The organism is Streptomyces sp. NPDC025651 (assembly GCF_055558735.1).
Genome location: NZ_JBVHLZ010000001.1, coordinates 1328526 through 1340899, shown reverse-complemented (window position 1 = coordinate 1340899; position 12374 = coordinate 1328526). Strand labels below are relative to the sequence as shown.

Sequence of the window (12374 nt, the reverse complement as noted above, 5' to 3'; positions counted from 1 at the left end):
CGCGCACGCACTGTCACACCCGCCCTCTACGCTTGTCCCATGAGCGGCCCGGGGGATGTGGTGGACGGACGCTTCGAGTTGCTGGAGCGGCTCGGCAGCGGCGGCATGGGCACGGTGTGGCGGGCCCGCGACACCGTGCTCCACCGCGAGGTGGCCCTCAAGGAGGTCAGGCCCGCGGGCCCGGATCCGGCCGCCGATGACTCCGCGGTCCTGCGCGAGAGGGTGCTGCGCGAGGCCCGCGCCCTCGCCCGGCTCAACCACCCGCATGTCGTGACGATCCACCAGATCATCGACACGGCCCCGGACTCCCACCCCTGGCTGGTGATGGAGCTGCTGCCCGGCCGCACCCTCCAGGACCTCCTGGAGGAGCGCACCCTGCCGCCCCAGGAGGCGGCCCGCGTCGGCCGCGAACTGCTCTCGGCCCTGCGCGTCGCGCACACCGCCGGCATCCTGCACCGCGACATCAAACCGGCCAACGTCCTGCTGCGCGGCCCCGAGGACGCCCCCTCCGTGGTCCTCACCGACTTCGGCATCGCCTCCCTGAGCGGCACCACCCGCCTCACCGCCACCGGCGACCTCATCGGCTCACCGGAGTACATCGCGCCCGAGCGCATCCGCGGCACCGGCGAGGGCCCCGCGGCCGACCTGTGGTCGCTCGGCCTGCTCCTGTACGTGGCGGTGGAAGGCGTCAGTCCGCTGCGCCGCGCCACGACCCTGGCCACCCTCGCGGCGGTCCTCGACGACCCGGTGCCGCCTCCGGTGCGCTCCGGCCCGCTCGCGCCGGTCCTCACCGCGCTCCTGGTGCGGGACCCGGCGCTGCGCCCGGACGCCGCCCGGCTCGACGCGATGCTCGCCGCGGTGGCCGAGGGCATCGCCCGGCAGCCGACCGAGACCGCGGAGCGCCCGGCGGTCACGGTCGGGCCACCGCCTCCCGCGCCTCCCCCGTCTCCCGAGCCCCGCAGACGTATGCCCGTGGTCGCCGCGGCGCTGGCCGTGGCCCTCGCGCTGGTGGCCGGCGCGGCGCTGGTGTTCGCCCTGCGGGACGGTTCGGGGACGGAGGGCAAGGGCGGCGAGAGGGAGAGCACCGAAGCGGGTTCCGTGCCCGCCTCCGCGAGTCGTACGTCTCCGGAGAAGCCGTCGAAGAGCCCGGAGACCTCCACCACGACGGCCCCCACCAAGAGCCCGTCCCCGTCATCACCCGGCCCCGCCGAGCCACCCGCTTCGGGCACATGGATCGCCCAGCTCTTCTCCGAGCCGGACACCTCGGGCACCGCCACCCGCGACCGCCGCCTCGCGGCCGTGCGCGAGGACGTGCCCGAGGCCCGCTACCTGCACAGCGACGACTACGCCTCGCTGCGCCCCGGCTTCTGGGTGATCTACGCCCCCGGCCCCTTCAAGGACGGCCGCGCGGCCCTGCGATTCTGCGCCGAGCGCGGCAGGACCACCGGCAACACCTGCGTCGGGCGCTATCTCAGCCGCGACAGCGCGGACTACGGCCTGCAGTGCAAACCGCCCGCGAGCGCCCCGGTGGGCAGGTGCACGCGCGCGTAGGGCCTACCCGGCCTCAGAGCGTCTCCAGGAAGCCGAGCGCCGTGCGCCAGGTGGCCTCCGCCGCCTCCTCGTCGTAGTCGTCGAGGTCCGGGTCGGTGTAGAGGTGGCCCGCGCCCGCGTAGCGGTAGACCTCCACGTCGGCCCCCGCCCGCCCCATCCGGAGGTACCAGGCGCTCAGCCAGTCGTCGGGCTCGAACGGGTCGGGCTCGGCGACGTGCAGCTGCACCGGCAGCTCGTCCACGGACGCGTTCTCCGCGATGTCGGAGGTGCCGTGCAGGAGCAGCAGGCCGCGCGCCTTCTCGTCGCCGAGGGCGAGGGTCTGCGCGGTCGCGGCGCCCAGCGAGAAGCCGGCGTACACGAGCCCCCGCTCGGAGTAGGGGGCGGCGGCGAGGATCGCCCTCTTCAGGAGCTCGTCCTTGCCGAGCTCGCTCTGAAAGGCCCTGCCTTCCTCGACGTCGTCGAAGACGCGGCCCTCGAAGAGGTCGGGGGTCCACACCTCGTGCCCCGCGGCACGGAGCCGGTCGGCCGCCGCGTGCACCGCGGGCCGCAGACCGTACGTCGAATGGAAAAGCACGATGTTCATGGGGCCATCGTGCCATCCACCCCCGGACCCCTACTCTCGGAGGCATGGAGAACGTACTGCGTCCGTTGATCGTGATCGGCGGCTCGGTCGTGCTCACGGTGGTCGTCGGCTGGCTGGTCGACGTGCTGTTGCGCCGGACCGACGAACGGCACCGCGAGACCCCGCTGTGGGGGCTGCTGCGCCGCAGCCGCATACCGCTGCAGCTCGTCCTGTGCACCGCCCTGCTGAGAGGCTCCTACCGCCAGACGAAGATATTCGAGGACCACCAGGCGGGTATCGGCCGCGCCCTGTCGCTCGTCTTCATCGGTTCCACCGCCTGGCTCGTCGTGCGGATCGCCGCGGCCGTCGTCGAGTCGTCGTACGCGCGCTACGCCGCCGCCCACCGCGACCCGGCCCGGGTCCGCAGGGTCCGTACGCAGGTGACACTCATCCAGCGGGTGGTCACCGCGATCGTCGCCGTGGTGGCCGTCGCCGCGATGCTCCTGACCTTCCCCGCGATGCAGGCCGCGGGGGCCTCGCTGCTCGCCTCCGCCGGCATCCTCGGCATCGTCGCCGGTGTCGCCGCCCAGTCCACCCTCGGCAACCTCTTCGCGGGCCTGCAGATCGCCTTCGGCGACATGGTGCGACTCGGGGACACGGTGGTGGTGGACGGCGAGTGGGGCACGATCGACGAGATCACGCTCACCTTCCTGACCGTCCGCACCTGGGACGAGCGCCGGATCACGATGCCCGTCTCGTACTTCACGTCGAAGCCCTTCGAGAACTGGTCGCGGGGCGGCGCCCAGATGACCGGCACGGTCTTCTTCCAGCTGGACCACTCCGCGCCGATCGCGCAGATGCGCGACAAGCTCCACGACATCCTGCGCGAGTGCGCCGCGTGGGACGGCAGGGACTGGGGCCTCGCGGTCACCGACACGACGCCGACCACCATCCAGGTCCGCGCCCTGGTCACCGCGAAGGACGCGGACGACATCTGGACGGTGCGGGTCACGGTGCGCGAACAGCTGATCCGCTGGCTGGCCGAGCACCATCAGTACGCGCTGCCGAAGGTCACCACGGCCACGGCCGAGCCGATGCCCAACGGCCACCGCCCGCGGCCCGAGCCGCTCGCACCGGACGTGCCGCGGACCGGCCGCGGCTGAGCCCGCGCCCCTCGGCGACGGTCACCTCAGACTGCGTACGTCGAGGTGGCGCAGGACCCGGTCGACGATCTCCGGGTCGGCGCCGGGCTCGCTGCGCGCGGCGAGCACCTCGTGGCGGGCGGCCGACATCATCTCGCGCTGGATGCGCTGGACCGCCTTCAGCCGGTCGACGCGCTTGGCGTAGCGCTCGCGCCGCTCGTCGTCGACCAGGTCGGGGCTGATCCTGGCCCCGATGTCGAACGCGCCGCGCTGCAGCCGCTCGGCGACGTCCTCCGGGAGCTCCTCGACCTCCTCGATCTCCTTGAGGCGGCGCTTGGCGGCCTTGGCGGCGCGGAACGCGAGCTCGCGCTCCAGCTCCCGCTCCGCGTCGGCGTCCGCCCGCACCCCGAGCTTCCTCACCAGCCAGGGCAGGGTGAGTCCCTGGGCGACGAGAGTCGCCATGATCACGCAGAACGCGATGAAGATGATCTCTTCGCGGGCCGGGAACGGAGACCCGTCGTCCGTCTTGAGCGGAATGGCGAGCGCGAGCGCCACGGACGCCACGCCCCGCATCCCCGACCACCACATGACGACGGTCTCGCGCCAGCTGGTCGGGATCTCCTCGTCGACGTCGCGCCGCTTGTGCAACCGCTTGGCCAGCCAGGTCGCGGGCAGCAGCCACAACAGGCGTACGCCGACGACGACCGCGACGATCACCGCGCCCCAGCCGAACATCTCCCACTCGCGGCCGCTCGCGATGCCGAACACGTTGTGCAGTTCGAGGCCGATGAGCCCGAACGCGATGCCGGTGACCAGGGTGTCGACGATCTGCCAGAAGGTCTGCCCGGTGATCCGCCCGAGCACGTCGTCGGCGTCCACGGCGTTCTCCGCGAGGTAGAGCGCGGTGGTGAGGACGGCGAGCACACCGGAGCCGAGCAGCTCCTCGGCCAGCACATAGCTCACGAACGGCACGAGCAGCGTCAGGCCGGTCTGCAGGGTGGCGTCGCCGAGCAGCCCCATGAGCTTGTTGGTGAGCCAGCCGAGCACGAGGCCGACGGCGACCGCGACCACGGCCGACAGCACCAGCAGGCCCACGGCGGACGGCCAGGAGAAGGTCCCGCTCAGCGCCGCGGCGATCGCCACGTGGTAGAGCACGATCGCCGTGACGTCGTTGAAGAGCCCCTCGCCCTCCAGGATCGAGACGAGCCTGCGGGGCAGCCCGAGGGACCCGGCCACCGCGGTCGCGGCGACGGGGTCGGGCGGCGCGACGAGCGCGCCGAGCGCCACGGCCGCCGCGATCGGCAGCCCCGGCACGACGGCGTTGGCCACCGCGGCGACCGCCGCCGTCGTGACGAACACCAGGGCCACGGCGAGCAGCAGGATGGGGCGTACGTTGGCCGTGAACTGCCGCCAGGAGGTGCGCTGCACGGAGGCGTAGAGCAGCGGCGGCAGCACCAGCGGAAGGATGTAGTCCGGCGGGATCTCGACATTGGGCACGAACGGCAGCAGTGCCATGCCGATCCCGGCCAGCGTCATCAGAACCGGCGCGGGCAGCCCGAGCCGGTCCCCCAGGGGCACGGTGACCACGGCACCGAGCAACAAGATGAGCACCAGCGCCAGTTGATCCACGGTGCGCCCTCCGGACGGTCGAGACTCGGACGATCAAGACCTCAACCCTGCCACGCATTCACCGCGAACCGGACCAATGCCCTCCGTTCAGGGCTGGCGCGGAGACAGCCCACACGCGGCTCAGGGGTCACTCAAGGGCCGCTCAAGGGCGACTCAGGGAGCAACGTCCTCGTAGCCGCGCCCTACCTTGGCGCCGTTCAGATACGCCGCGACCGCCCCCTTGGGCACCGCGACCGCCCCCTTGGCGTCGCGACCGCCCCCTTGGCGCCGCCGGAGCGGCACCCGCCCCACAGCCACCCACTGCCCAACTGCCCGGCTAGCGCAGCGACTTCCGCATCGCCCGGTGCGGAATCCCCGCGTCGGGGAACTCCGGCCCGTAGGCCTCGTACCCCAGGCGCTCGTAGAACCCGAGGGCGTGGGTCTGCGCGTGCAGGTCCACCGCCGTCAGGCCACGCGCGCGTGCCGCGTCCTCGATGGCCCGGACCAGGGAGGCGCCCACGCCGAGGCCGCGCGCGGCCCGCGTCACCGCGAGTCGGCCGAGCGCGCCGACGCCGGCGTCCCCGCCGTTCTTGGCGGCCGCGGCGACGCCGGTCAGGAGCCTGCCCGTGCCCAGCGGAAAGCCGTCCTCGCGCAGGGCGAGGACATGCAGCGCTCCGGCGTCGTACGCGTCGTACTCGAGGTCTTCCGGCACCTGCTGCTCGACCACGAAGACCTCCTTGCGGACCGCGAAGCAGGCCTCCAGGTCGTCCGCACCCTCGGCGACCCGGACCGTCACACCGGTCACGAGCTCTCCGCCCGCACCCGGTCGAGCGCCTGCTGGAGGTCGTCGGGGTACTGGCTCTCGAACTCCACCCACTGGCCGTCGCCGGGGTGCTCGAAGCCGAGCCTGACGGCGTGCAGCCACTGGCGCGTGAGGCCGAGGCGCTTGGCGAGCGTCGGGTCCGCGCCGTACGTCAGGTCGCCCACGCACGGGTGTCGGTGGGCCGACATGTGGACGCGGATCTGGTGGGTGCGCCCCGTCTCCAGCTTGATGTCGAGCAGGGAGGCGGCGCGGAAGGCTTCGATGAGGTCGTAGTGCGTCACGGAGGGCTTGCCCTCGGCCGTGACCGCCCACTTGTAGTCGTGGTTCGGGTGGCGGCCGATGGGGGCGTCGATGGTGCCGCTCATCGGGTCGGGGTGGCCCTGCACCAGCGCGTTGTAGCGCTTGTCGACCGTGCGCTCCTTGAACTGGCGCTTCAGCGAGGTGTACGCGCGCTCCGACTTGGCGACCACCATCAGGCCGGACGTGCCGACGTCCAGGCGGTGCACGATGCCCTGGCGCTCGGCGGCGCCGGAGGTCGAGATCCGGTACCCGGCAGCGGCGAGGCCGCCGATCACGGTGGTCCCGGTCCAGCCCGGGCTCGGGTGCGCGGCCACGCCGACCGGCTTGACGATCACGACGATGTCGTCGTCGTCATGCACGATCTCCATGCCCTCGACGGGCTCCGCGACGATCTGCACCGGAGCGGGCGCCTGCGGCATCTCCACTTCCAGCCAGGCGCCGCCGTGCACCCGCTCGGACTTGCCGACCACCGAGCCGTCGACCGTGACCTTCCCCGCCGCGGCGAGCTCGGCGGCCTTCGTACGGGAGAACCCGAACATGCGCGAGATGGCGGCGTCGACGCGCTCGCCCTCCAGGCCGTCCGGCACGGGCAGGGTACGGATCTCGGGAATCGTGCTCACCCATTGAGTATGCAGGAGCCCACCGACACTCCCGCACCACAGGCTCCCGCCGAGGGCTCCCGGCCCCCGGCGGCCGAGGGGCTCAGTCCTTGTGGACGGTGCCGTCCGGGTCCAGGCCGCGGAAGGACAGCAGCACGATCAGGATGCCCCCGCAGACGATCGCCGAGTCCGCGAGATTGAAGACCGCGAAGCCCTTGGGCGCGATGAAGTCGACCACCGCGCCCTCGAAGACGCCGGGCGCGCGGAACAGCCGGTCGGTGAGGTTGCCCAGCGCGCCGCCGAGCAGCATGCCGAGCGCGATGGCCCAGGGCAGGCTGTAGAGCTTGCGCGCGAGCCGGGCGATCACCACGATGACCGCCGCCGCGATGCAGGTGAAGATCACGGTGAAGGCCTCGCCGAAGCCGAAGGCCGCGCCCGCGTTCCGGATGGCCGAGAGGCGCAGCCAGTCGCCGATGAGCTCGATCGGCTCGTGGTGCTCCAGCTTGGCGACCACGATCATCTTGCTGATCAGGTCGAGGGCGTACGCGAAGGCGGCCACCGCGAACAGCACGGCGATCTTGCGCTTGCCCTTGGGCTTCTCCCCGTCCTCGCCCTCGGCAGGCTCGGCGGCCGCGGCCCCGGCGGACTTCTCCGCCGAGGCGTCCTCGGACTTGTCTGCCGCCGCACCGCCGGACTTCTCGCCCGTGGCGTCGCCGGACGCGGACGTGCCCGCCGCCGTCTCGTCGCGGGCCGAGTCGGACTGCTCCGTCTCGGCCCCAGCCGCCTCAGGGATGTCCGGCGTACCGATGATGCGCTCCGCCTCTGCCACGTGAGTCCCTCAACCTAGGTACCTGACTGGGGACGAGCGTACGGCACACACGTACGGGCCCAGGCGTCCAGGCCGCGCTCAGTAACGCCGTTCCTGCTTCTGCTTGCACTCCACGCACAGCGTCGCGCGCGGGAAGGCCTGCATCCGCGCCTTGCCGATGGGATTGCCGCAGTTCTCGCAGAGGCCGTAGGTCCCCGCGTCGAGGCGCTCCAGGGCGCGCTCGGTCTGCACGAGCATCTCGCGCGCGTTGGCGGCGAGCGCCATCTCGTGCTCCCGCGTGATGTTCTTCGTGCCGGTGTCCGCGTCGTCGTCGCCCGCACCGTCGCCGGAGTCCCGCATCAGGCCCGCCAGGGACTCCTCGGAGGACGCGATCTCGCTGCTCAGCCGCAGCGCCTCGCTCTGGAGCTCCGCACGGGCCTCCGCGACCTCCTCCGGAGTCCAGGGATCCTCGCCGGGCCGGACCGCGAGCTCGCCGGGCTCCACCGCGGCGGCACGCGCCTTGGGCACCGCCGTCGGCTTCTTCGCTGCCGTCGCCGTGCCCGGAGTCTTCTTCGCAACCACCGTCGTGGCTCCCGTCGTCTCCGCGGCCTCAGCCGCATCCTCGGCCGCGGACGCGACCGTCTTCTTGGCCGTGCTCTTCTTGGCCGTGCTTTTTGTCGCGGTGCTCTTCTTCGCGGCCGCCTTCTTCGCGGGGGCGGCCTTCTTGGCAGCGCTCTCAGAGGCCGTGCCGGCCCCTGCGTCCTGAGCGACCGCCTCCTTCTTGACGACCGCCTCCTTGTCCGCCGTCTTCTTGGCGGTGGTCTTCTTGGCCGCCGTCTTCTTGGCGGCGGCTTTCTTCGCGGTGCCCTCCGTAGCGGCCGTCTTGGTGGCCGCTGCCTTCGTAGACGCCGTCTTGGTGGCCGCTGCCTTCGTAGCCGTGACCTTCTTGGCCGCCGTCTTCTTGGCGACAGCCTTCTTGGCGGTGCTCTTCGTGGCCGCGGCCTTCGGCGCCCCTGGCTCCGCCTCCCCGGACGTCGACGCCTTGGCCCCGTGCGTGCTCTTCTTGCCGTTCACATTCTTGGCCGTCCCGGCGGCCGCGCCTGTGGATCTGCCGGACGCCGACTGCTGTACGGCGGTCTTCTTCGCCACCATGGCCGCGGCCCCTTCACATATTGTGATCTTGCTCGCGAATCGTGCTGGGACGATAAATCGACTCCAGGCCCGCGGCAACGGGGCACGCCGCCCGATTCGCCCGCCCCGCGGGTGCCGCGCGGCGAGCCTGCATGCGTTGTGCCCAACTCCCTGCCGGGTAATCCGCCGGCCGACGCGCGCCGGGATCCGTCCGACCCGCATGTCGCCATTCGGGTCACTCCACACCCGCGCCCCCGCGCCCCGCACGGCTCCCGGAAAACCGGTCGGCCACCCCTCCCCGGGCGCCGTACACTGGGCCACAGCGAAAAGCGTGGATGGGGACGAGTAGCGGCGTACGCAGCCATGAGCGACCCGGGGACGGTGTGAGCCCGGGGGCCAGCGCGACGTGAAGATCACCCCGGAGCCGCCGGAAGAAAGCCGAAGCCGCAAGCCCAGGCGAGTAGACCCGGTTTCGCGACCCCAATGAGGGGGCTCACCGGCACAGACCCCGTTCCGGAGAGCCAAGGAGGGTGGTACCGCGGGAGCGCGCCCCAGCACGGCGCGATCGGCTCTCGTCCCTCCGACGGAAGGCAGCACATCCGTTGGAGGAGCTCGTTGATGACGCCGCCGCAGTACCGCCAGGTGCCCGCCCAGGTCGACCTGCCCGCCCTTGAGCACGCCGTGCTCGAATTCTGGGACGAGCAGAAGATCTTCGCCAAGAGCCTCGAGCGGTCCGAGGGCCGCCCCGAATGGGTGTTCTACGAGGGCCCGCCCACCGCCAACGGCATGCCGGGCGCCCACCACATCGAGGCCCGCGTCTTCAAGGACGTCTTCCCGCGCTTCCGCACCATGCGCGGCTACCACGTGGCCCGCAAGGCCGGCTGGGACTGCCACGGCCTCCCGGTGGAGCTCGCCGTCGAGAAGGAACTCGGGTTCAACGGCAAGAAGGACATCGAGGCGTACGGCATCGCCGACTTCAACGCCAAGTGCCGCGAGTCCGTGACCCGGCACACCGACGCCTTCGCCGCGCTCACGACCCGCATGGGCTACTGGGTCGACCTCGACGACGCGTACCGCACGATGAACCCGGAGTACGTCGAGTCGGTCTGGTGGTCCCTGAAGGAGATCTTCAAGAAGGGCCTCCTCGTCCAGGACCACCGCGTCGCGCCCTGGTGCCCGCGCTGTGGCACGGGCCTGTCCGACCACGAGCTCGCACAGGGCTACGAGACGGTCGTCGACCCGTCCGTATACGTCCGTTTCCCCCTCACCTCCGGTCCGCTCGCGGGCGAGGCCGCCCTCCTGGTCTGGACGACGACCCCCTGGACGCTGGTGTCCAACACGGCCGTCGCCGCGCACCCCGACGTCACGTACGTCGTCGCGACGAAGGGCTCAGAGAATCCCGAGAAGCTCGTCGTCGCCCAGCCGCTCGTCGAGAAGGCTCTCGGCGAGGGGTGGGAGACGACCGGCGAGACCTTCACCGGCGCCGAGATGGAGCACTGGACCTACCAACGTCCCTTCGAGCTGGTGGAGTTCCCGGCTCCGGCCCACTTCGTGGTCAACGCCGACTACGTCACCACCGAGGACGGCACCGGTCTGGTCCACCAGTCCCCCGCCTTCGGTGAGGACGACCTCAAGGTCTGCCGCTCGTACGGCCTCCCTGTGGTGAACCCCGTCCGCCCCGACGGCACCTTCGAAGAGGGCGTACCGCTGGTGGGCGGTGTCTTCTTCAAGAAGGCGGACGAACAGCTGACCGAGGACCTCAAGGACCGAGGTCTGCTCTTCCGCCACATCCCGTACGAGCACAGCTACCCGCACTGCTGGCGCTGCCACACGGCCCTCCTCTACTACGCGCAGCCGTCCTGGTACATCCGCACCACGGCCATCAAGGACCGTCTCCTCCAGGAGAACGAGAAGACCAACTGGTTCCCGGACTCGGTCAAGCACGGCCGCTTCGGCGACTGGCTGACCAACAACGTCGACTGGGCGCTGTCCCGCAACCGCTACTGGGGCACCCCGCTGCCCATCTGGCGCTGCGAGGAGAACCACCTCACCTGCGTCGGCTCGCGCGCGGAGCTCTCCGAGCTGTCCGGCACCGACCAGTCGGCCCTGGACCCGCACCGCCCGTTCATCGACGACGTCACCTTCACCTGCACCCACGAGGGCTGCTCCCTCGAAGCGGTGCGCGTGCCCGAGGTCATCGACGCCTGGTACGACTCGGGCTCGATGCCGTTCGCGCAGTGGGGCTACCCGTACAAGAACAAGGAGCTCTTCGAGAGCCGCTACCCCGCGCAGTTCATCTCGGAGGCCATCGACCAGACCCGCGGCTGGTTCTACACGCTGATGGCCGTCGGCACCCTGGTCTTCGACAAGTCGTCCTACGAGAACGTGGTCTGCCTCGGCCACATCCTCGCCGAGGACGGCCGCAAGATGTCCAAGCACCTGGGCAACACCCTCGACCCCATCCCGCTGATGGACCGGCACGGCGCCGACGCCGTGCGCTGGTTCATGGCGGCCGGCGGCTCCCCGTGGGCCGCACGCCGCGTGGGCCACGGCACCATCCAGGAGGTCGTCCGCAAGACGCTCCTGACGTACTGGAACACGGTCGCCTTCCAGGCCCTGTACGCCCGTACGTCGAAGTGGGCCCCCAGCGACGCCGACCCGGCGCCCGCCGACCGCCCGCTCCTGGACCGCTGGCTGCTCAGCGAGCTGCACGCGCTCACCGACCAGGTCACCCAGGCCCTGGAGGGCTACGACACCCAGCGGGCCGGCAAGCTCCTGTCCGTCTTCGTCGACAACCTCTCCAACTGGTACGTACGCCGCTCCCGTCGCCGCTTCTGGCAGGGCGACAAGGCGGCCCTGCGCACCCTGCACGAGGTCGTCGAGACGGTCACGAAGCTGATGGCCCCGCTGACGCCGTTCATCGCCGAGCGCGTCTGGCAGGACCTGGTCGTGCCGGTCACCCCGGACGCCCCGGAGTCGGTGCACCTCTCCTCCTGGCCGGAGGCGGACCTCTCCGCCATCGACCCTGAGCTGTCCAAGCAGATGGTTCTCGTCCGCCGCCTCGTCGAGCTCGGCCGTGCCACGCGCGCCGAGTCGGGCGTCAAGACCCGCCAGCCGCTGTCCCGCGCGCTGATCGCGGCGACCGGCTTCGAGTCGCTCAACCCGGAGCTGCACACCCAGATCACCGAGGAGCTCAACGTCTCCTCGCTGGCCTCGCTCTCCGAAGTGGGCGGTTCCCTGGTCGACACGACCGCGAAGGCGAACTTCCGTGCACTCGGCAAGCGGTTCGGCAAGGGCGTGCAGGCGGTCGCCAAGGCCGTCGCCGAGGCGGACGCGGCCGCGCTGTCCCTGGCCCTGCGCGAGGGCACGGCCTTCGTCGAGGTCGACGGCGAGAAGGTGACGCTGGCCCCGGACGAGGTCATCATCACCGAGACCCCGCGCGAGGGCTGGTCGGTGGCGTCCGAGTCCGGCGCCACGGTCGCGCTCGACCTGGAGATCACCGAGGAGCTGCGCCGCGCGGGCCTGGCCCGTGACGCGATCCGCCTGATCCAGGAGGCCCGCAAGAACAGCGGCCTGGACGTCGCGGACCGGATCGCCCTGCGCTGGACCTCCACGGACCCGGCGGTCCTGACGGCCCTGTCCGAGCACGCCGAGCTCATCGCGGACGAGGTCCTCGCCACGGACTTCGCCCAGGGCGAGGCGGACGACACCTTCGGGCAGCCGTTCACCGACGACTCCCTGAAGCTGGAGTTCCGCCTCCGCAAGGCGTAAGGCGCAAGGCGCAAGCAGTCGTACGAAGGCCCGGTCCCGCCAAAGATCTTGGCGGGACCGGGCCTTCGGCGTTGCGTCC

9 protein-coding genes are annotated in these 12374 nt (G+C 71.5%); 3 read left to right on the top strand and 6 right to left on the bottom strand.

Annotated elements, in window-relative coordinates:
* The first annotated feature begins 39 nt into the window (after positions 1-39).
* A complete protein-coding gene (locus ACZ4D5_RS06230) occupies positions 40-1551 on the top strand; it encodes a serine/threonine-protein kinase (protein ID WP_467771141.1) in 1512 nt (503 codons plus the stop codon).
* Positions 1552-1564: 13 nt separating this feature from the next.
* Here ACZ4D5_RS06230 and ACZ4D5_RS06225 read toward each other — a convergent pair whose 3' ends face one another.
* Positions 1565-2134, bottom strand: coding sequence for a dienelactone hydrolase family protein (locus tag ACZ4D5_RS06225; RefSeq protein WP_362340668.1), 570 nt, complete (start codon positions 2132-2134; stop codon positions 1565-1567).
* 44 nt (positions 2135-2178) lie between these two features.
* Here ACZ4D5_RS06225 and ACZ4D5_RS06220 point away from each other — a divergent pair, with 44 nt between their 5' ends.
* On the top strand, positions 2179-3276 hold the full coding sequence (locus ACZ4D5_RS06220; RefSeq protein ID WP_467771140.1) for a mechanosensitive ion channel family protein: 1098 nt from the start codon (positions 2179-2181) through the stop codon (positions 3274-3276).
* Positions 3277-3297: 21 nt separating this feature from the next.
* Here the strand turns inward: ACZ4D5_RS06220 and ACZ4D5_RS06215 are convergent, their stop codons facing one another.
* The 5 genes from ACZ4D5_RS06215 to ACZ4D5_RS06195 form a co-directional block, all read right to left on the bottom strand.
* On the bottom strand, positions 3298-4884 hold the full coding sequence (locus ACZ4D5_RS06215) for a Na+/H+ antiporter (RefSeq protein ID WP_467771139.1): 1587 nt from the start codon (positions 4882-4884) through the stop codon (positions 3298-3300).
* 316 nt (positions 4885-5200) lie between these two features.
* Positions 5201-5668, bottom strand: coding sequence for a GNAT family N-acetyltransferase (locus tag ACZ4D5_RS06210; RefSeq protein ID WP_467771138.1), 468 nt, complete (start codon positions 5666-5668; stop codon positions 5201-5203).
* Positions 5665-6606 (bottom strand): RluA family pseudouridine synthase, encoded by a 942-nt coding sequence (locus ACZ4D5_RS06205; protein ID WP_362340658.1) that lies wholly within the window; start codon positions 6604-6606, stop codon positions 5665-5667. The genes ACZ4D5_RS06210 and ACZ4D5_RS06205 overlap by 4 nt, the downstream gene beginning before the upstream one ends.
* A gap of 82 nt (positions 6607-6688) precedes the next feature.
* Positions 6689-7414 carry a signal peptidase II gene (gene lspA, locus ACZ4D5_RS06200; RefSeq protein ID WP_467771137.1) on the bottom strand — a complete coding sequence of 242 codons (726 nt, stop codon included), beginning with the start codon at positions 7412-7414 and terminating at the stop codon, positions 6689-6691.
* Positions 7415-7492: 78 nt separating this feature from the next.
* Positions 7493-8545: a TraR/DksA family transcriptional regulator gene (locus ACZ4D5_RS06195; protein ID WP_467771136.1), complete on the bottom strand. Its 1053-nt coding sequence runs from the start codon at positions 8543-8545 to the stop codon at positions 7493-7495.
* Positions 8546-9142: 597 nt separating this feature from the next.
* Here ACZ4D5_RS06195 and ileS point away from each other — a divergent pair.
* Positions 9143-12295, top strand: coding sequence for an isoleucine--tRNA ligase (gene ileS / locus ACZ4D5_RS06190; protein WP_467771135.1), 3153 nt, complete (start codon positions 9143-9145; stop codon positions 12293-12295).
* The last annotated feature ends 79 nt before the right edge of the window (positions 12296-12374 follow it).

Bases quoted from the DNA above. Each gene is read 5' to 3' on its own strand.
- ACZ4D5_RS06230 (WP_467771141.1), top strand. From the start codon at position 40: ATGAGCGGCCCGGGGGATGTGGTGGACGGACGCTTCGAGTTGCTGGAG.
- ACZ4D5_RS06225 (WP_362340668.1), bottom strand. From the start codon at position 2,134: ATGAACATCGTGCTTTTCCATTCGACGTACGGTCTGCGGCCCGCGGTG.
- ACZ4D5_RS06220 (WP_467771140.1), top strand. From the start codon at position 2,179: ATGGAGAACGTACTGCGTCCGTTGATCGTGATCGGCGGCTCGGTCGTG.
- ACZ4D5_RS06195 (WP_467771136.1), bottom strand. From the start codon at position 8,545: ATGGTGGCGAAGAAGACCGCCGTACAGCAGTCGGCGTCCGGCAGATCC.
- ileS (WP_467771135.1), top strand. From the start codon at position 9,143: ATGACGCCGCCGCAGTACCGCCAGGTGCCCGCCCAGGTCGACCTGCCC.